Annotated in this window: 16 protein-coding genes; 6 read left to right on the top strand and 10 right to left on the bottom strand. The window is 50.2% G+C overall.

What is annotated here, in order from left to right; genetic code table 11:
- Positions 1–44 precede the first annotated feature (44 nt).
- Genes AB5H98_RS00220 through AB5H98_RS00210 form a run of 3 tightly spaced genes read right to left on the bottom strand, consistent with a single transcriptional unit; the run spans position 45 to position 940 of the window.
- Complete coding sequence (locus AB5H98_RS00220) at positions 45–323, bottom strand: hypothetical protein (protein WP_367923895.1); 279 nt, start codon at positions 321–323, stop codon at positions 45–47.
- 13 nt (positions 324–336) lie between these two features.
- Entirely contained in the window at positions 337–639 is a 303-nt protein-coding gene (locus AB5H98_RS00215; RefSeq protein WP_367923894.1) for a hypothetical protein, read from the bottom strand.
- On the bottom strand, positions 632–940 hold the full coding sequence (locus tag AB5H98_RS00210) for a DUF2089 family protein (RefSeq protein WP_367923893.1): 309 nt from the start codon (positions 938–940) through the stop codon (positions 632–634). Before AB5H98_RS00210 ends, AB5H98_RS00215 begins: the two co-directional genes overlap by 8 nt.
- A gap of 206 nt (positions 941–1,146) precedes the next feature.
- On the opposite strand from AB5H98_RS00210, the gene mgtA (AB5H98_RS00205) reads away from it, so the two are divergent.
- The 4 genes from mgtA (AB5H98_RS00205) (at position 1,147) to AB5H98_RS00190 (ending at position 7,847) form a co-directional block, all read left to right on the top strand.
- Positions 1,147–3,798 carry a magnesium-translocating P-type ATPase gene (mgtA, locus tag AB5H98_RS00205; RefSeq protein WP_367923892.1) on the top strand — a complete coding sequence of 884 codons (2,652 nt, stop codon included), beginning with the start codon at positions 1,147–1,149 and terminating at the stop codon, positions 3,796–3,798.
- Between the two features lie 17 nt (positions 3,799–3,815).
- Positions 3,816–4,313 (top strand): winged helix-turn-helix domain-containing protein, encoded by a 498-nt coding sequence (locus tag AB5H98_RS00200; protein WP_367923891.1) that lies wholly within the window; start codon positions 3,816–3,818, stop codon positions 4,311–4,313.
- A gap of 213 nt (positions 4,314–4,526) precedes the next feature.
- Positions 4,527–7,292 carry a magnesium-translocating P-type ATPase gene (mgtA, locus tag AB5H98_RS00195; RefSeq protein ID WP_367923890.1) on the top strand — a complete coding sequence of 922 codons (2,766 nt, stop codon included), beginning with the start codon at positions 4,527–4,529 and terminating at the stop codon, positions 7,290–7,292.
- 213 nt (positions 7,293–7,505) lie between these two features.
- Positions 7,506–7,847: a hypothetical protein gene (locus tag AB5H98_RS00190; protein ID WP_367923889.1), complete on the top strand. Its 342-nt coding sequence runs from the start codon at positions 7,506–7,508 to the stop codon at positions 7,845–7,847.
- A gap of 85 nt (positions 7,848–7,932) precedes the next feature.
- Here the strand turns inward: AB5H98_RS00190 and AB5H98_RS00185 are convergent, their stop codons facing one another.
- The 7 genes from AB5H98_RS00185 to AB5H98_RS00155 form a co-directional block, all read right to left on the bottom strand.
- Positions 7,933–9,114, bottom strand: a complete 1,182-nt coding sequence (locus AB5H98_RS00185) for an acetate/propionate family kinase (RefSeq protein WP_367923888.1) — start codon at positions 9,112–9,114, stop codon at positions 7,933–7,935.
- A 1-nt stretch (position 9,115) separates the two neighbouring features.
- On the bottom strand, positions 9,116–9,301 hold the full coding sequence (locus AB5H98_RS00180) for a hypothetical protein (RefSeq protein WP_367923887.1): 186 nt from the start codon (positions 9,299–9,301) through the stop codon (positions 9,116–9,118).
- Positions 9,291–10,853: a succinyl-CoA synthetase subunit alpha gene (locus AB5H98_RS00175; protein ID WP_367923886.1), complete on the bottom strand. Its 1,563-nt coding sequence runs from the start codon at positions 10,851–10,853 to the stop codon at positions 9,291–9,293. The genes AB5H98_RS00180 and AB5H98_RS00175 overlap by 11 nt, the downstream gene beginning before the upstream one ends.
- A 5-nt stretch (positions 10,854–10,858) precedes the next feature.
- Positions 10,859–12,127: a DUF1116 domain-containing protein gene (locus AB5H98_RS00170; RefSeq protein ID WP_367923885.1), complete on the bottom strand. Its 1,269-nt coding sequence runs from the start codon at positions 12,125–12,127 to the stop codon at positions 10,859–10,861.
- A gap of 11 nt (positions 12,128–12,138) precedes the next feature.
- Positions 12,139–13,050, bottom strand: a complete 912-nt coding sequence (locus tag AB5H98_RS00165; RefSeq protein WP_367923884.1) for an alpha/beta hydrolase fold domain-containing protein — start codon at positions 13,048–13,050, stop codon at positions 12,139–12,141.
- Positions 13,050–14,429, bottom strand: coding sequence for an MATE family efflux transporter (locus AB5H98_RS00160; RefSeq protein WP_367923883.1), 1,380 nt, complete (start codon positions 14,427–14,429; stop codon positions 13,050–13,052). The genes AB5H98_RS00165 and AB5H98_RS00160 overlap by 1 nt, the downstream gene beginning before the upstream one ends.
- A 231-nt stretch (positions 14,430–14,660) precedes the next feature.
- Positions 14,661–15,878 carry a helix-turn-helix domain-containing protein gene (locus tag AB5H98_RS00155; RefSeq protein ID WP_367923882.1) on the bottom strand — a complete coding sequence of 406 codons (1,218 nt, stop codon included), beginning with the start codon at positions 15,876–15,878 and terminating at the stop codon, positions 14,661–14,663.
- A gap of 118 nt (positions 15,879–15,996) precedes the next feature.
- Between AB5H98_RS00155 and AB5H98_RS00150 the strand changes: the two genes are divergently transcribed.
- Positions 15,997–17,979 carry an alpha-amylase family protein gene (locus AB5H98_RS00150; protein WP_367923881.1) on the top strand — a complete coding sequence of 661 codons (1,983 nt, stop codon included), beginning with the start codon at positions 15,997–15,999 and terminating at the stop codon, positions 17,977–17,979.
- Between the two features lie 4 nt (positions 17,980–17,983).
- The gene (gene garR, locus AB5H98_RS00145; RefSeq protein ID WP_367923880.1) at positions 17,984–18,865 is read left to right on the top strand and encodes a 2-hydroxy-3-oxopropionate reductase; all 882 of its coding nucleotides are present in this window, start codon (positions 17,984–17,986) and stop codon (positions 18,863–18,865) included.
- Positions 18,866–18,885: the final 20 nt, after the last annotated feature.

Below are 18,885 nucleotides of genomic sequence, written 5' to 3'. Positions count from 1 at the left end.
GAGAGCTGATTTTTAAAGACGATTTTAATCGAGTAAGATGTCTATTATTCAATATCCTGTGCCTTCATTTTTGCAAGTTCTTTTTTCTTGGACCATTCATACCCTTCGCCCCACATCAAAAAGACAAGCAGTGTAGGAAAGCAAACTATTTTCCAGTCCTCGGCCCAATTTATCATGCCATTGAAGAACAGCACGGTCAAAAGGATGAGCCACGCAAGAGGGATAATTCCACCCGTATACCAATATTTCGGAGGACGGCGGCAGGCCCAATAGTGGAATATGATTATAACGAGGGCAATCACAAGCAAAATGGCTATCTTCATCGAACGTTCCTCCTTACATATCCTTCGCTTTCATGCGTTCCATTTCTTTTTGCTGTAGCTTTTTGTATTTGTCCCGTCCGGTTCCCCAGTCCCCAAAAAATAAAGTATTCAGAATAATGAACGGAAAAACATACTGCATTTCCAGAGGAACCGTACCGCTGGAAAAAATCCAGATGGTCCCCACAAGGATCAGACATGGAATAATGCCGCCCCAAAGGGGATTTTTCATCTTTGTACACAAAAGATATTCGGTCACCATCAATGCCAGAGCAATGGCAAAACCGGTAACAAGCTCCAGAATCGTTACATTAGTCATTCTTATTTCTCCTTTCCGCTTGCTTGTACTTATCAATAATGAGCTTCGCTGTTTCCAAATCGATTTTAGAATCCACTGCCAGCCCTTTGATAAAGGTGGAAAAAGGTTCTTCCTCTTTTTGGTCGTTCAGCTCTATTTTTTGAATCAATTTATCCAGGCGAAGTCGGACGGTAGGATAAGATACCTCATACAGATGGGCAATTTCTTTGAGAGAACCAGATTTTAGAACAAAGTTTTTAAGAAAAGTAACATCCTCCGTCTCAAGTGCAAGAATCCACTGTGGAATCTTATCTATTTCCATTTTAACTCTCCTTTTGTTTTTATTTTAACTATATTAAATATAACATAAATAATATTTAAGTCAATAGTGATTTTAAATTTAATTTTAGTTGAATTTAGAAAAGAAATACTCAATGCGCATCGAAACAAGAAAAAAGCAAGATTTCAATGTACATGAACTGAGAGATTCTATGATATGATAAGAGCAGCCGCAGGGAGGCGAGATGAATGAAGCGTAATCACACCATTCACCAGCGTGTACTGGACTATGCATATCAAGATATAAATTCACTATATCGTGATTTTTTTGTTTCTGCACAGGGGTACGATGAGGCGGAGGCTGAGGAAAGCCGTGCCAAATACGGCGCCAACTTTTTGACAGGCAGGGCGTTGGACACGGTGTTTTATCGGCTGAGAAGGGCTTTTGTCAATCCGTTTACCGTAATTTTATTTGTACTGGCGATTCTTTCCTTTATGACGGATGTGGTTTTGGCGTCCAATTTTAGCCGCAACATTACAACGCCGGCCATCATTCTGGGCATGCTGCTGATCAGCGGTGTGCTTCGGTTTGTTCAGGAACTTCGGGCCAAACGTGTTGCGGACCGCCTTACAAAAATGGTTTCTGGCGCGGTGCTTGTACGCAGAAGTGGTGCGTGGGTGAGGCTTCCCGCGCAAGAAGTTGTGGTGGGGGACCGGTTGAGGCTGACGGCTGGAGACCGTGTTCCCGCAGATGTTCGATTGACGGACGCAAGGGATTTGTTTGTTTCGCAATCGATGCTCACAGGTGAGAGCGCCATCGTGGAAAAGTGTGCCGATGTGCTTTCTTCCGGCCAGGCGCGTTTTTATTCCGAATACAATAACCTTGTGTTTATGGGCTCGTCGGTCACCGGAGGTACAGGAGAAGGAATTGTACTGGCTGTGGGGGAAGATACCGTGTATGGTGGTTTTACCACAGCGGAATCGCACGACAAACATGGCTTTGATCAAGGGGCCAACTCCATTGCAAAAGTGCTCCTTCGCTTCATGGCGGTTTTGATTCCGGTCGTTTTCATTGCCTGTGGGATGACCAAAGGAGACTGGATTTCCGCATTTTTGTTCGCGCTTTCCGTGGCAGTTGGACTGACGCCCGAAATGCTTCCTATGGTGATGAACGCCTGTCTGGCCAAGGGGAGCGCGGCCATGGGGAAAAAGCAGACCATCGTCAAAAACATCAATGCCATGCAGGGATTTGGCAGTATGGATATCCTGTGTGTGGATAAAACGGGTACACTCACCGGAGACAAAATTTCTTTGGAATATTACATGGATCTTCTGGGCAACGAAAGTCGGCAGGTTCTGGACTTGGCCTATCTGAACAGTCTTTATCACACCAGTGTGCAGAATCATCTGGATGATGCCATTTTGAAATACCGGGAAATGTTGGGACGCGGTGCATATTGTCAGAATCTGGAGCAGCAGCACCCGAAGCTGGATGAACTTCCCTTTGATCATGAGAGAAGGCTGGCCAGCGTTTTGGTTCGGGACGGTGAGAGGAATCTGCTCATCAGCAAAGGCAGCATTGAGGAAGTGTATCGAAGATGCAGTCAAATCGAGTATAAGGGGGAGCGTCGGCTCATCGGTGCAGAGGACAGCACCAGCATCCATGCGGTGGTGGACGAAATGCTGGAAGATGGAATGAAAGTGCTGGCCGTTGCGTACAAACCAATGGAGCAGACCATGGTATCTCCGAGCGATGAGCATGGGCTGATTCTGCTGGGTTATCTGGCGTTCTTTGACGCACCCAAACAGAGTGCTGCCGCTGCCATTGAACAACTGCGGCAACTGCACGTAGGTGTGCGGGTCCTAACCGGCGATAATCGGGACGTGGCAGTTTCTGTCTGCAGGAGACTGGGGCTTGATACCGTTCGAACACTGACCGGTGCAGAACTGGAGGCCCTGACCGACGACGAACTTCCTTTAAGAGTCGAACAGACGACGCTGTTTGCGGAACTTTCGCCAAAGCAGAAAGTTCAAGTGGTGCAGACACTTCGGGAAAACGGGCACACTGTGGGCTTTTTGGGGGACGGCATGAACGATTTGCCTGCGATTATGGAGTCGGATGTGGGCATCTCCGTAGACACAGCCGTAGAAGCCGTCAAGGAAAGTGCAGATGTTGTGTTGCTGAAAAAAGATTTGAATGTGCTGGAAGAAGGAATCAAGGAAGGGCGGAAAGCCTTCGCCAACGTGTCAAAGTACATCAAAATCACAGCGTCCTCTAATTTTGGAAACATTTTCTCCATTGTGATTGCCAGTGTGTTTTTGCCGTTCTTCCCCATAACCTCCCTTCAGATTTTGCTGCTGAATTTGCTGTACGATATTTTGTGCCTTGTCCTTCCGTGGGATTCGGTGGATGCAGAAGTCTGTGCCAAACCTCTGGAGTGGTCCGGTAGAACGCTGGGACGTTTTATGCGCTTTTTTGGGCCGATTAGCTCGTTTTTTGATATTCTCACATTCGCTTACTTATTTTTGATTCTGTGTCCTTCGGTTTGCGGCGGCCCTTTTGCATCGCTGAGCGGCGCAGAGCAGGTTCGCTTTATTGCGTTGTTTCAAAGCGGATGGTTTTTGGAATCCATGTGGACCCAGGTCCTGATCCTCCATCTTCTGCGCACACAAAACGTACCGCTGCTGCAAAGCCGACCATCTCGGCCGGTCATGGTGGTCACGCTTTTGGGGACACTTCTTTTTACCGGCTTGACTTTTACACCGTTTGGTGGCCTGATCGGCTTGACCGTGCTGCCTTGGTTTTATTTTGTTTATCTGGCGGCGGTTGTCTGCCTGTATCTGTTGTGGGTCAGTCTGGCCAAGCATTGGTATGTGCGCCGATACCATGAACTGCTGTGAGAAAGGAGGAATCTGTGATGAAAAAACATGTGGCTTTTATCTCTCTGGATTCCTCCTTGGCCAAGTGGCTGCAAGAGCAGTTGCAGACCGCAGCGCCGCCCACTCCGGCGGCACAGGAATTGCGGGAAGGGTTGCGGGATCTGATGGATGACACGGTGGGGTCTCTGATGCTGGAGTTAAATGGGGAACATCCGCTGGCAGCTTCGGGTGATACCATTTGCTGTGGAGCACTTTCCATTGATCTGAGGCTGCGCAGAGTGAGCCGGGACGGCTCGGAAATTTCCTTGACGCCCAAGGAGTTTGATATTTTGTATTTTTTGGCACGCAACCGGGGAGAGGTGTTTACCAAAGAACAGATTTATCAGGCTGTGTGGGAGAACGACTATCTGCTGGACGACAGCAACATTATGGCGTTTATCCGAAAGCTGCGCAAAAAAATAGAACCCAACCCAGACGCGCCCGAATACATACTGACCATTTGGGGAATCGGATATAAGTTCAACGACAGACTGTAATTCTTACGAAATCGCAAGAAAATCGCAAGGTTTTGACCATGTGATCTTTCTTGCGATTTTTTTATACTGACAAAGGATTGTGGAAAACAAACAGGAGGTGAAGGACATGGACTCTGACGGCAGTCCACGAAGGCCGGTGCAGCATGCGGACAGTGAGAGAACCGTGTCCGCATGGCTTGTATCGCCTTGATTTTATGCAAGGAGGTAAACGTCATGAACAAGAAAGAATTCCGTATGTCAACCCGTCGGACTGCCAGCCGTGCAGCCGTACGGGATGAAGAGAATCGCCGCCTTGAATATGCGGCAACGGTTCCGGTCAAGGATGTGCTGAAAGGACTTGGCACCACGCTGTGTGGCCTTGACGAGGAATCAGTATCCGCCAGTCGGGCCCAATATGGCAGTAATCGGGTAACACATGAGAAGAAAAAATCTCTGGCAAGAAGGCTGGTGGATGCATTTGTCAATCCATTTACAGCGATTTTGTTCCTTTTAGCACTGGTATCCACCATGACCGATATGGTTTTTCCATACTTTTCCCTGTTCGGAAGTCAGCCTGAGGATTTTGACTGCTTGACAGTTTTGATTATTTTGACGATGGTGATGATTTCTGGTACGCTTCGATTTGTTCAGGAATCCAGAAGCGGCAATGCCGCGGAGAAGTTGCTGTCTATGATTACAACCACCTGTTCAGTGATTCGGAAAAATAACGACCAGACGGAGATTCCCATGGACGAACTGGTGGTGGGGGATTTGGTGCATCTTTCGGCCGGGGATATGATTCCGGCGGATGTGCGCATCCTGGACGCAAAGGACTTTTTTGTCAGCCAGGCCAGCCTGACCGGAGAGAGTGAGCCAGTGGAGAAAACCGCGCGTATGAGTGAACCGAAAGACAGCGTGACTGAGTACGCAAATCTTGCCTTTATGGGCAGCAATGTGGTTTCTGGCAGCGCGACAGCCGCCACGGTGTGTGTGGGTGATCATACCCTCTTCGGTTCCATGGCCTGTGCTGTCGCGGGCGAAGCTGTGGAAACCAGCTTTACCAAAGGGGTGAACGCCATCTCATGGGTCTTGATTCGCTTTATGCTGGTGATGGTTCCACTTGTATTTTTCATCAATGGGATCACCAAAGGAGACTGGCTGAATGCATTTTTATTCGGCATCTCCATCGCAGTGGGCCTGACACCAGAAATGCTTCCCATGATTGTGACCACCTGCTTGGCCAAAGGTGCGGTATCCATGAGCAAAAAACAAACCATCGTTAAAAATCTAAACTCAATTCAGAATTTTGGAGCCATTGACATCCTGTGCACGGACAAAACCGGAACCCTGACGCAGGATCAGGTGGTTCTGGAATATCACTTGAATGTCAATGGGGAAGACGATACCCGAGTCCTGCGGCATGCCTATCTCAATAGCTATTTTCAGACCGGGTACAAGAACCTGATGGACTTGGCCATCATCCGCAAAACCGAGGAGGCAGAGGCGGAGGATCCGCGGCTGGTGGATTTATCGGAGCATTACATTAAGGTGGATGAAATTCCCTTTGACTTTACCCGCCGGAGACTGACCACCGTTGTACAGGATCAAAAGGGCAAGACGCAAATGGTGACCAAGGGAGCTGTGGAGGAAATGCTTTCTATTTGCGCGTTTGCAGAGCGGGATGGCAGCGTTCAGCCTCTGACGGATGAAGTGCGCCAAAACATTCTGCAAACGGTGGATGCACTCAATGACAAAGGATTCCGGGTACTTGCCATTGCACAAAAAAGCAATCCCTCTCCGGTGGGCGCCTTCGGCACACAGGATGAACGGGATATGGTGCTCATCGGATACCTGGCCTTTTTGGACCCTCCCAAAGAATCCACCGCTGACGCGCTCAAAGCGCTGAAGGATCATGGAGTGACCACAAAAATTCTGACCGGTGACAATGACAAGGTGACCCGCACCATCTGCAAGCAGGTAGGACTAAAGGTCCGGAATATGTTGCTGGGCTCTGACATTGAATGCATGAACGACAGCGAATTGGCCAAAGCCGCAAAGTCCACAGATGTTTTCGCCAAGCTGACCCCGGACCAGAAGGCACGCGTAGTTTCCATTCTTCGGGAAAATGGCCATACAGTCGGATTCCTGGGGGACGGCATCAACGATGCCGCCGCCATGAAAGCAGCAGACATTGGTATTTCCGTGGACACGGCAGTGGATGTTGCCAAGGAATCCGCGGACATTATCCTGCTGGAAAAAGATTTGATGGTTTTGGAACAGGGCATCATCGAAGGCCGCAAGACGTATGCCAATATGATCAAATACATCAAAATGACCGCTTCTTCAAATTTTGGAAATATGTTTTCGGTGCTGGCTGCAGCGGCGTTGCTGCCGTTTTTGCCCATGATGAGTGTGCAACTAATTTTCCTCAATCTGATTTACGATCTCTCTTGCACTGCGATTCCCTGGGATAACGTAGATGAGGAGTTTATCGCAAAGCCTCGTAAATGGGACGCCTCCAGTGTGGGGAATTTCATGATTTGGCTCGGCCCCACCAGTTCGATTTTTGATTTTACTACCTATTTGTTTATGTATTTTGTTTTTTGCCCCTTGGTGGTGTCCAACGGAGTGCTGTTTAATGATCTGCCCGCCCATTTTCATGGGGCAGAATTGGCAATCATACAGGCAAAGTACATCGGCTTGTTTCAGGCGGGCTGGTTTGTAGAGTCCATGTGGAGTCAGACTCTGGTAATCCATATGATCCGCACGCCCAAGCTGCCCTTTATTCAAAGCCGTGCGTCAGCGCCTCTCACACTGCTTACCCTGACCGGTATTGTTGTGCTGACGACCATTCCATTTACACCTCTGGGTGCGGCTCTGGGTTTTGTTTCGTTGCCAGTCACTTACTTTGCTTATCTGGTCCCCTGCATCTTGCTTTATATGGCATTGGCAACCAGTTTGAAAAAGGCCTATGTACGGCATTATGGGGAACTGCTTTAAAATGGGAGGTGTTTTTAATGAATTGGAACGCGCTTTGGCTCAAATTATTTGGAACAAATTCTTTTCTGGGAATTAATATGGGCTTTTGGGTGGCAATGGCTGTGGTTTGCTTGATTGTGATTCTAATGAATGCGATATTCTGGGGGATGAAGCCCCAAAAACAGACACAGTGCCCATCAATGAAATCATAGTGTTCTTGTTTTTTAGGGAGAAATGCTTGAACAAAAAATATCCGTCACTAAAAAGGGACAATTGCTACTTTGTATCCTTGCTTTACAGGCGAAAAATGGGAGACTTCTAATGGTATTTCTCTGGGAAAACGAAAAGAATATGCCGCATCAGACCGTTTTAATCATTGAAGGAGTTTCGGAAAATTCTGAGCGAAGAAAAAGTGATCCGCATGAAAGGGTGTACGGTTTGTCCCTTGCAGACGCCGTGTTTGATATAACGTCCCGTGACGAAGGTTTCACAAGGCACTGTGCCATAAATGAAAAGATGTTTTCAACAAAAAACAGCGATAAATCCTTTGATTCATCGCTGTTTTTGGCTTTTTAGCCTGAAAATGAAGAAGATGTAGAGGCCTTCTGTGCAGAGCTGTTTTTATATAAAGATTATGGTGGTTAGAAAGAATTCTTGTCTCTTAAACAATTTCATACGTTCGACGAGCGATTCCAAGTTCCTCGTTTGTGGGTATGACACGCACGCACACGGCGGAATCAGATGCAGAAACAATCCCCTCACCACGGCAGGTTTCATTCTTGTGCTCGTCCAGTTTTACTCCGAGCGGTGTGAGCTTTTCGCAGACCATCCTTCGGATCTGTGCGGAGTGTTCGCCGATTCCGGCTGTGAACACAAGATCATCCAGACGGCCGAGATCGAGATAAAACGCGCCAATGTAATGGACAATACCGGTGACGAACACATCGATGGCAAGCTTTGCACGCGCGTTGCCCGCATCGGCTGCTTCGAGTATGTAACGCAGATCGTTGCTGACGCCTGAAATACCCAGAAGGCCACCTTTTTTCTGAAATCCCTCAAGAATTTCCTCTTCGCTGAGTCCCTGCCCACGCAGGAAGGTCAGCATGCCGCAGTCAATGTCGCCTGTGCGGTTTGCATGAATCAGACCGGATTCAAGAGACATTCCAAAACTAGTGTCCACACTTTTTCCGTTTTCGATGGCACACACGGAGCAGCTGCCGCCTAGATGACATGAGATAGCAGCATATTGCTGCTTTTCAGCGTTGAGAACATCCGCAATGTATCCATGCGAGGCGCTGTGGTATCCAAGCCGTTGCACGCCGTACTTTTCATACCATTCATATGGTACACCGAAAATTTTTCGCTCAAGAGGAATGTCCCGGTGGAAGGCTGTTTCAAATGCGCCTACAAAGCGCGCTTGTGGCAGTACACTACGCATTACCTCAATGGCCTTTAGATATGCAGCATTGTGCAGCGGTGCCATTGCAATCCAGTCGCGCATACCATCCAACACGGCGTCGTCCAGTTCGTGAACACCGAAATGCCCTTTTGAAAGTGTTGCTTTGAAACCTACACGCTCAATATCCTCTACGCGTGTAAGCACGGCATTTTGACCCTGTGTCAGTTCGTACAGAAATCGTTCGATACCGGTCTGGTAGTCTGGAATGCTTTGTTTTTCAAGGACTTCGCCCTTCCCGGTGCGCATATTGCGATAGGAAAAGATTGCGTCGCTTTTGGAACCGACACGCTCCACCGCGCCCTGTGCCATCACTTCGCAGGCCGGCATTTCATACAGCTTGAATTTCAGCGAAGTACTGCCTACATTGCACACAAGTACATTCATATCAGTCCAGTCCTCCCAGTAAATCCAGAATTTCGCGCATCTCGCGGTCGCCGTTCGCAATGGGCTTCCAGTCCACCTGTACAGTGCGGAATCCCTGAGCTTCCAAAGCGTCTGCAAAAAGTTTCGGCCCTACGTTGACGGTTACAAGTTCCGAGCGAAACAGATTTAAAATCTTTTCACACCCCATATTCGTCTCTCTCCTTTTTCTGGCGGATGATTTCGGCGGCCAGTGCAGCCGCGCGCTCATTGGTTTTGCAAACAATTACGCCTGCGTCCCGCAGCTTTTGGCACTGCTCGGCCTTGTTCTGCAGGTCTGCGTCCGTACCCAGTACTGCCGCGATGAATATCAGATGTCCGCCGCGTGCCGTGGCCATCTGCTGTGCTGCGCGAATGTCTGCAAGCGAGTATCCCACGGGATCCATGTGTCCCGGAGGAGTGAGAATATAATCCAAAAGGATGACGGCTGTCTTGGGATCGGCAGCTTCGCGCGGGATAGCAGGTTCGCGTACGCCAGGGTCGATAGCCGGGTGAGGACGGCCTAAGGTGAATTCTTCTTCGCCATAGTCGATGCAGGTGTTTTGCACACTCGTACCCGAGTCCGCCAGACGCCACTCTTCCCGCAGCGGACAATTGGAATGAACAGGGCCAATTTTGGCGCGCAACGTTTGCATAGCTTCATCCATATAGGTTCCGCCGCTGAAGGCACCGCGCACATATTTTTGTTCTTTCGCAAGCAGCTTTACCTGTTGTGCGGCGAGGTCGGCAAGCACTTCATCGCTTTCCGTTTCATATGTTTTTCCAATCAGTGCAAGGCATTGTCGTGCACAATCGTCAAGATTGGCTGCGTAAATGCCGCCTGCACGTTCGATTTCCGTACGCCTGCATCCCATAAAAAACACAACAACAGGCTTTTGGCAGCGCGAGATACGTTCGAGAACCTTAGGAAGGACTTCGTCTCCGGGGCGGCGGGAAATAAGCGCAATGTATTTCGTTTCCGGATCAGCTTCAAGCGCGTCGATGCCCATAAGCATCATGATGCCGCCGACGGCGTTTTTTAAATCGTTGCCGCCGGTGCCGATGGTCTGGCTCACGCCTGTGCCTGCTTCATGCAGGATGGCGGCCACATGTTGAATGCCTGTGCCTGATGCACCGCAGATGCCGAATGGCCCGCGAGCGTTGATACTTGCTAAAACGAGCGCTGCGCCGTCGATATTGGCGACGCCGCAATCTGGCCCCATGCACAGAAGCCCTTTTTCTCTTGCCAGTTCCTTCATTTCGCGTTCGTCGGAAAGCGGCACATTGTTGGAAAATACAACGCAGTGCAGCCCCGCGTTCAGGGCCTTTTTGACCTCGGACAATGCGTATTCGCCCGGCACTGCGATGGAACACAAATTTGCCTCCGGATGAGCTTTCGCGGCCGCGCGCACAGAGGTAAAACTTTCCCGCACGGCTGCGCCCGTACTTTGTTCCGGCGCCATGGATTGGTCCACTGCCTGGACGCCGCGCAAAAAATTTGCCTCACTGTCGGCGCTGGCCGCCACAATGTAGTCGCCGTCGCCGCACGCGCGGATCTCATCCGTCAAAAGCCCAATCTCTGCAAGAATCTCTTTGAACGACAGCGTCGCCATACCGACGTATCCCACTTGGATGCCGGGCTGTTCATTTAGAATGGATGAACCAAGCAGTGTCTGCAAAGAGTCGATGTATCTGTTTTTTTCAATTTTTACATAGGTCTGCATCTGCGTCATTCCTCCTCTTTCTGTGCGAGCAGTGCTTCGTCGCGGATGGCGCGGAGTGCTTTCTGAAAGCATTCCAGCGGGAGTTCCGCCGCGCCTGCGCCGCCCTGACCACCGGTTTTTAATGCCGAACCACCGTGGCTGACAGGCAGAATGTTGTATCCCACCACTTTGCGTGCGTCAATGCCCACAGGGAATCCGCGAAAATCGTCCCATGGAATGGGCGCGAACATATGTTCGCCAAGGGAGACAGCTCGCGCTTTTTCCGTACGGTCCTTTGCTTCGGAGAAAGTTACGCCTGTAAAGCGCGCATATGCCGGGCCGGCGATGGACGACATACCCCCAAGGCCGTAGACCTCGGTAACGCAACTGTCGCCGAGATAGCCGAGCAAATCATTTTCCGTGTAAGACGGCTTGAGAAGCATGCCGCGGATGACAGGGGCAGGCGCAGTGAACCAGCGGTTACCAGTGCCTGCAAGCTGAATGCCGAATGTGACACCGTTGCCGCCCATGCCTGCCATTACGGTGGATAGAGGAACTTCTTTTGCTTTGACCGCTAGCGCTTCTACACCCGCCATCATAACGTGCAGGAAGAAGCGGTCATTTTCCGCCAAAAAGCGGATCATATTGTTTTTTTGAGGATGCTGCACGGCCAGGAAATGAGGAATGACCTGCAGCGCCAGATACATGGACGCTGCAGGCTGGCGGTTGTGGTTTTCGTCTCCCATGCCCGCGGTTTTAGCCAGAACCGTCACAAGGTCAATTCCACCGGACCGCCGTACCGCCTGCCCGAGTGCAGGTCCAAAATCGTCGCGCATCCATTGCAGGTCCCGTTCCACTTCTTCGTCGTACAGTCCCCAGCGCAATACTTTGGGATTGGAGCCGGGGTGGATCGGAGCATACCCCTTCCCACCGAAAATAGGATCCTGTACTACAAGCACCGGCATAGAGGCAGACACCACCATGCAGGCCGCACAGCCGCACGCGTGGTTTTGTGCGGGTTCGATGCGGATGTCTCCTTGCAACACCATGTTCCATGCCTCGTCCACATTGGACGCAAGTCCCTCATGGATTGCCGCGCCGCAAATGGAAGTTCGGATGGGAGGCGTGATCTTATCTGCGGGCAGCGGTGGTCCTGCAACAAGAATTGTCTCTTTGGTCATACCGGGAATGACATCCAGTGCTGTACACACATCCGTCCACACGGGGCGCCCGTTCAGAAGAATGTCCAGCACACGGCGGTTTGCTTCATTCACCTGTTGTTCGATTGTCATCATTTAACTCTCCTTCATTTCGTTGTGTCTTCCAGCATGGACTTCATTGCTGCGACGCGCTGTGCAAGCACACTGCGTACAAATGGATTGTCCGTGTCGGCATCAAAACTATGATAGCTGCCAGAAATTTCATTGCACTGTACCGGAACTCCTGCGCGCCGCAGGTTTTCCGCGAAGACGATGGCTTCGTCACGTAGAATATCCAGCTCTTGCGGCTCGATGTACGCGGGCGGCAGATTTGAAAATACCTTTGCGCGCAGCGGAACAAGATAGGGGGTCGGTTCGCTTATGTGCAGATATTTTCGCCACATTGCGGCATTGGAGGATGTGTTCCATGCAGCATCCGCAATGCCGCCTCGGGAAGGATACGGCTGCGCACGGTCATCAAGAGCAGGATAAATTAGCACTTGTCCCGCTGCTTGAGGCAAACCATAGTTGCGTGCATACAAGGCGAGCCCAGCGGCAAGTGCTCCGCCTGCGCTCTCACCATACAAAAGCATACGGCCATCGAGATGCCGAAGAGCGGCGTCTTCACTCATAGAGCGCCACACGGCCAGACAGTCCTGGAAGGCTGCCGGTGCCAGATGTTCCGGCAAAAGACGATAATCGGGCAGGAATATACGTGCGGGGAGTGCTTTAGCCAGAGCAGACGCAATGCGCAGCGAAGTACACTGAAGCGGCAGAAAAAAACCACCGCCGTGACAGTACAACACACCGGGAAGAAGTGCATCTGGATCTGGAGCGAGCACAAAACATTCCGTTTCACCGATGCGTTCGTGCGTCAGCCACAGACCGACAGGCGGGGACCACGCAGACGTTTCGCGCCGAAGGTTGATGGAAAGCATCCGTACGACGGGAACGAGCGAAGGGTTGCCGAAATCAACGCGCCCCGATAGGCCGGGTCCTTTCAGTTCGGGTCGGTACATCAATGCATCTCCTTACTTGTATTATTTTTCAGCATCCGGTACTGGCGAAGTGCCAGAAAAGCAGCGACAGATGCCGCAAGAAGATCCGCAGCGATGTGCGCGGCAATGTTTCCGTACATTCCGAACAGCGCATTCATGCCGTATAAAAGAGGAATCAGAAATATGCCCTGGCGGAGCAGTGAAACAAAGGTCGCTGTTTTGGCGTTGCCCGACGCCTGCAAAAAACTGGATGCAAGATAGTACAGGCCCAGAAAGGGCCCCGTCAGTACCAGAAGACGCACAAACTGTTGACCCAGCACCAGCGCATCCGGTTCTTTCAAAAATAAGGCAACAATCTGTTTTCCTTCCATAAAACAAATGCCTGTTAGAAACAGTCCCACACCCAGCGTCAATAAAGAGAGCTTACTCACTGCTTCGCGGATTCGTAAAATATTTTTTGCTCCGTAGTTGTATGCGAGAAGTGGCTGCACACCGACGGTAATACCCATTTGCGTCATGGAAATAAGCATAGTTGTTTTGCTGGCTGATGCCATGCCTGCGACGGCGAGGGTGCCGTATTGAATGAGGAGTTGGTTGGCCAACGCATGTGCAAATCCCACCAATGTACTGTTGATGAAATTGGGAAGTCCGATGGCAAGTAGTGATCCCAGTGCGGCGGGATTTCGGATAGATGGAAATGGAGATAATGTAAAATTAGCGCTGCGTCGAAGGATATAAAAAACAAGATAGACACATCCGACTACATTGCCCAATACCGTTGCAATGGCCGCACCACCCACACCCATGCGAAAAGTGAGAATGAATACAGGGTCCAGAGTCATGTTAGTCACTGTAGAAAGCAGATGTGCCAGAAAGCCTTCCTTGACGGCTCCTTCCGCACGGACAATGCTTCCGAAAGCGGTGGAAAAAATCATGACGGGAGCCCCAAAGGCCAGAACGCTGAGATAGGTTGCCGCATACGGCTCAATTTCGTTGTTCACGCCGAGAAATTGTAGGAGAGGATGTCGGGCGACGATCATGACAGTGCCAAACAGAATTCCAAATACCACACTGCCCCATGCGGCGAGACTGGAGTAAAGCTTGGCGGATTCAGCACGGTTTTCTCCAAGGGTTTTAGCCAGTAGAGCACATCCGCCTCCGCCCAGCATGCTACCCACTGCCATCAATAGTGTAAATACCGGTCCGACCAATGATACAGCAGCAACTTGCGCAGCATCTCCCAACTGGCCCACAAAAAACATATCGGCCATGTTGTATAAAATCATGACGAGCATAGAAAAGACAGAGGGTACGGCAAGAGCTGCAATTGCTTTCCAAACTGATATGTCCTGAAAAAGCGCCTGTTGCTTTGCGGCGCGTGAAATATTGCTCTGCTTCATGTCGCCCCTCCTTATGAGCGCAAAATAAAACCCCTCGTACAATGCCGGACGTTTCTGTCTGGTATTGTACAAGGGGAGTTGGGGTTCAGAATAGTTCTGAATTCATTATAATGTATTCATTTTCAACTTATTCAAAAAACGACATAAAAATAGTGTTATAATCACGAATTTGAAAATATCTCTCATCGCAAAAATGTGATACCTTTTTCATGGGGAACGGCGGAAAGAAAATTAAACGTTGAGCGTCTCCCTGCGGTATTCCGCCGGCGTTTTCCCCACGCAGCGCTTGAAAGTTGCGGCAAAAAAGTTGCGGGAACTAAAGCCCGTCTGTTCAGCGATTTTATCAATGGATGTATTCGTTGTGGACAAAAGGATCTTTGCCCGTTCCACACGGGCAAATTTGATATAGTCATTGACAGAACAGCCCGTCTCTTTCTTAAAACAGGTCGAAAGATAATACTTGGCATATCCCAATCGGGAAGCCAACGTCTCAATGTTCAGCGGCTCTGCCAGATGAAGCTCAATGTAATCGCAACTGCCCTGTACCATTTTGGAATACTTCGGATTGGTGCGACAGGTATGGACGCGATGAATGAAGTCAAGGAACATCTTGTCTTTGATGTCAACAACTTCCGAAAGTGATTTGGCCAAGAAAAAGCTTTTGATGTATGCGTCGCCAATCGAGTAACTGAGCGTTGTGGACAGTCCGCCTTCAATGGCCGCGCGTGTACAGATGGCGGCAAATGTTGTACAGGCGATTTGAGCATTGCGCAGAGGGCTGTCGGTATACTGCCGCACACGGGCAATTCCAGAAGCCTGCAACATCGCGGTTGCGCCATCGAGATCGCCTTCCCGTACAGCATTCAGCAGTGCACGTTCAGCGCGGTATGTCTCCAATCTGTCCTTGGGTGGCGTTTGCACTTTTAGATTGGAAAAATTGCTCGCCGCATCCTGCTCTTCTGGCAGATACCGAATCGCGCTGCAAGAAACTTTTTCTCCTGTTACCAGATAGTGTAGCATCACTGCATACTGCGAGTAAAACGGAAGCGACAATACTGGCAGTTCTTTCAGTACGGCGCTAAGAGTGCTTCGCCATTCTTCTGATGTTCCGGGAGCGCGAGCACGTAGTAATTCGGCCATATCGTCCGCGCAAGTCTCACTGACGAAAAAAGGGCCAAGTACATAATACCGAACCGGCAACTTTTCGTTGTATTCGCAGGCCGCGATCCACATCAGTCGTGCACCGCCTGCCAAAAGTATCGGCGCAGATTCCTGTGTGTCCATTAGAAATTCGTGGCAACCTGTGTGCCGAAAAATCGTATCCAGCATTTTTTCGGCGGGACAGGTGCTGCGCAAAAGACTTCCGTCAGAGTCATATTCCCAAAAATACAGAGGTTGCGTGCAGGATAACAAGTCTAAAAACACTTCTATGCGCTCCCGCCGTTCCATCGTGTGTACCTCCCAAAAGTTAATTTTACGCAACGATTATAGCACGCTTTTTTGTTTTTTCAAACGGGGACGGAACGGAGCAGAATATTCAAAAACACATTTAAAGGAGGAGTTCCTTATGCCTCATTGGTGGGAAACAACGCCGTGGCGTATGATACAGACAAATCTGCCCGAGCACGAAATGGCAGGACTGGATGCGGAGACCTATGCGAAAAGCCTGAAAGATTTTGGCGCGACGGTGGTGAATGTAAACGCTGCCGGTATCGCTGCGAGTTACGATACGAGCTTTGAGTTCCATCCCCGCAGCGAAGGGGTGAAAAACGACCTTCTGCGCCATATTGTGGACGCATGCCATGCCGAGGGTATCCGTGTTATCGCACGCACCGATTTTTCTCGCATTCGACGCGACGTATTTGAGCGCCATCCAGACTGGGCTGCCCGTCTTGCGGACGGTAACATGCTAGACTATAACGGTTATGTGAGTGTGTGTCCGAATAGTGAATATCGTCAAAAACAAGTTTTTGAAATTCTGAAAGAATTGCTTGAAACTCATCCATTCGATGGATTGTTTTGCAATATGAGCGGGGCATTTTTAACGGATTACAACGGACGGTTTTACGGAGTGTGCCAATGCCAAACATGCCGTGCAAGATACAAAGCGGAAACCGGAAAGGATGTACCAAACACTGCGGATCCGCGCGATCCGTCATTGCGGGAATATACAACTTTCCAGATGAGATGGAATGCACAGTATAAAGAAAAATTGACCGCCTTTGTAAAGCAGATAAATCCAGAACTTGCTGTAAATGGTGTGGACTTTTTGCGCAGCGAGGCCGCGGCAGAATACAATGTTCCAAACTGGGTGTATAAAGCGTCTTCTAATTCCCGCAGTGCGGCCGGCCCGTTCCGCGATAGACCGAGCGACAACGCAAGTGTCGACTATATTGGGTTCAGACATCGATTTCTCTCGGTGTCGCCTGCGCTGATGGCGCTGAGGCAGTGGCAGAATCTTGCAAATTCTGGCTGCCTGAGTATGTATATTGTGGGACGTCTGGATAGCCACCGAGATACATCGGGTTTTGAGCCAACGCGCCGCGTATTTCAGTTTCACAAGCAGCACGAGAATCTTTTCAGTGGCCTAACGAGTGCGGCGCAAACGGTGCTCGTTCAGACCGGTGACTGGCAGCGTATGGATGACGAGGCCAAAGGATGGGTGCGTATCCTGACAGAAAGCCATATTCCTTTTGACGAAATCCCTTTAACGTCGTTGAAGGACTTGACGCTTCTGGCAGGAAAAAAGCTTGTAATTTTGCCAGATGCGAAAAGGCTCACCGAGATACAGGCAAAAATATTCGACACCTTTGCCGAAAGCGGTGGTACAGTATTGGCAACGGGTAATACAGCGCTCGGAAAAGGCAGTGCACAGCTCGCATGTCTCGGTGTTCGGCACGTGAAGGAGACCCGAAAAGGACTGAAATCATCGATGCTGGAAATTCGTCCGGAAGACAGCTCTCAGTTCCGTCAGTGCGCTGAAACTCCGTACATCGACTTTGGAGATGAGATTGTGTGCGTTGAGCCGGTGTTGGGCGCTTCGACTTACCTGCAACTAATTCCAGAACATCCGTTCGGCCCGCCAGAGTGCTGTCGAGTCGCTCCTGTCGAGGATATTCCAGGTTTGATTGTGTCTTCGTTTGGAAAAGGGCATGGCGTATACTTGCCATGGCGCGGCGGCGCGCTGTACCAGCGGGAAGGTTATGCCAATCCTCTGCGCTTTTTGCAAGACGTATTGTTCCGTGTGTGTGGGATGCCAGAACTGGCGCCGGATCTCACGCCAATGGCAGAACTCACACTCAGTAAGAAAGACGGTGTGTTGGTGGTGCAGTTTGTCAACACGACAGGGTGCTTTGCCAATAGCTTTTTCGAGCCTGTCCCTCTGCGAGATGTGTGCATCATGCTACCGGGGATACGCGGAAATGCATCGACGCTGTGCGGCGGCACAGTTCGGACCGAAGAATGCGGCGATGCTTTGAAACTGACATTGGACGTACTAAATGAGTACGAGGCCATTGTAATCAATTTATCAAATGGGAAAGGAATTTGAACGTATGAAAATCGGATTGATTGGACTTGGAATCATGGGGAAACCCATGGCAAAGAATCTTCTGAAAGCAGGCTATGAGCTGATGGTAAACGACCGCAATCAGGCGAACGTGGATGAAGTGGTGGCTGCAGGAGCGAAAGCGGCGACGCAGGCAGAAATCGGTGAGACGTGCGATGTAGTACTGACTATGCTTCCAAATTCACCCCAGGTGAAAGAGGTTATGCTGACAGAAGGCGGCGTGGCCGATCACATGAAACCAGGCAGTTTGTTCATCGATATGTCCTCTATTAATCCAGTGGCATCTAAAGAAATTGCACAGGTGCTGGAGAAAAAAGGCGTGGAGATGCTGGATGCGCCGGTGTCGGGTGGCGAACCCAAGGCCATTGATGGCACGTTGAGCTTTATGGTCGGCGGCAAACAGGAAGTATTTGACAAGTGCAAAGATTTGTTGAGTGCGATGGGCGCGTCGGTAGTGCGCTGCGGCGATGTGGGCGCAGGCAATACAACAAAGTTGGCCAATCAGATTATTGTAGCGTGCAACATTCAGGCGCTGGCCGAAGCACTGACTCTGGCTCAGAAAGCCGGTGTGGACCCGCAACTGGTATTTGAGGCGATCAAAGGCGGCCTTGCCGGTTCAACGGTAATGAATGCAAAGGCGCCGATGATGATTGAAGGAAACGACAAGCCGGGCTTCAAAATCGATTTGCACATTAAGGATTTGAATAACGCACTGGATTGCGCGCATACGGTAGGCGCTTTGTTGCCGATGACCGCAGAGGTGCAGGAAGTGCTGCAGTGGCTGCACAACAACGGTTGCGGGCAGTGCGATCACAGTGCGATTGCAAAATATTATGAGAAGATGACTGGAATCGAAATTGGCCGCTGAGCGGAAGACGGAAAGGAAGA

It is taken from the genome of uncultured Ruthenibacterium sp. (assembly GCF_963558415.1).
Lineage (GTDB): Bacteria > Bacillota > Clostridia > Oscillospirales > Ruminococcaceae > Ruthenibacterium.
Note: the sequence above shows the minus strand (reverse complement) of the source record. Positions and strands in the feature narration are given on the sequence as shown.

What these genes read in the sequence shown, in the direction of transcription:
- AB5H98_RS00155 (WP_367923882.1), bottom strand. Translation starts at nt 15,878, where the DNA reads ATGGAACGGCGGGAGCGCATAGAAGTGTTTTTAGACTTGTTATCCTGC.
- AB5H98_RS00185 (WP_367923888.1), bottom strand. Translation starts at nt 9,114, where the DNA reads ATGAATGTACTTGTGTGCAATGTAGGCAGTACTTCGCTGAAATTCAAG.
- AB5H98_RS00190 (WP_367923889.1), top strand. Translation starts at nt 7,506, where the DNA reads ATGCTTGAACAAAAAATATCCGTCACTAAAAAGGGACAATTGCTACTT.
- AB5H98_RS00160 (WP_367923883.1), bottom strand. Translation starts at nt 14,429, where the DNA reads ATGAAGCAGAGCAATATTTCACGCGCCGCAAAGCAACAGGCGCTTTTT.
- AB5H98_RS00215 (WP_367923894.1), bottom strand. Translation starts at nt 639, where the DNA reads ATGACTAATGTAACGATTCTGGAGCTTGTTACCGGTTTTGCCATTGCT.
- AB5H98_RS00200 (WP_367923891.1), top strand. Translation starts at nt 3,816, where the DNA reads ATGAAAAAACATGTGGCTTTTATCTCTCTGGATTCCTCCTTGGCCAAG.
- garR (WP_367923880.1), top strand. Translation starts at nt 17,984, where the DNA reads ATGAAAATCGGATTGATTGGACTTGGAATCATGGGGAAACCCATGGCA.
- AB5H98_RS00180 (WP_367923887.1), bottom strand. Translation starts at nt 9,301, where the DNA reads ATGGGGTGTGAAAAGATTTTAAATCTGTTTCGCTCGGAACTTGTAACC.
- AB5H98_RS00170 (WP_367923885.1), bottom strand. Translation starts at nt 12,127, where the DNA reads ATGATGACAATCGAACAACAGGTGAATGAAGCAAACCGCCGTGTGCTG.
- AB5H98_RS00150 (WP_367923881.1), top strand. Translation starts at nt 15,997, where the DNA reads ATGCCTCATTGGTGGGAAACAACGCCGTGGCGTATGATACAGACAAAT.
- AB5H98_RS00165 (WP_367923884.1), bottom strand. Translation starts at nt 13,050, where the DNA reads ATGTACCGACCCGAACTGAAAGGACCCGGCCTATCGGGGCGCGTTGAT.
- mgtA (WP_367923892.1), top strand. Translation starts at nt 1,147, where the DNA reads ATGAAGCGTAATCACACCATTCACCAGCGTGTACTGGACTATGCATAT.
- AB5H98_RS00175 (WP_367923886.1), bottom strand. Translation starts at nt 10,853, where the DNA reads ATGCAGACCTATGTAAAAATTGAAAAAAACAGATACATCGACTCTTTG.
- mgtA (WP_367923890.1), top strand. Translation starts at nt 4,527, where the DNA reads ATGAACAAGAAAGAATTCCGTATGTCAACCCGTCGGACTGCCAGCCGT.
- AB5H98_RS00220 (WP_367923895.1), bottom strand. Translation starts at nt 323, where the DNA reads ATGAAGATAGCCATTTTGCTTGTGATTGCCCTCGTTATAATCATATTC.
- AB5H98_RS00210 (WP_367923893.1), bottom strand. Translation starts at nt 940, where the DNA reads ATGGAAATAGATAAGATTCCACAGTGGATTCTTGCACTTGAGACGGAG.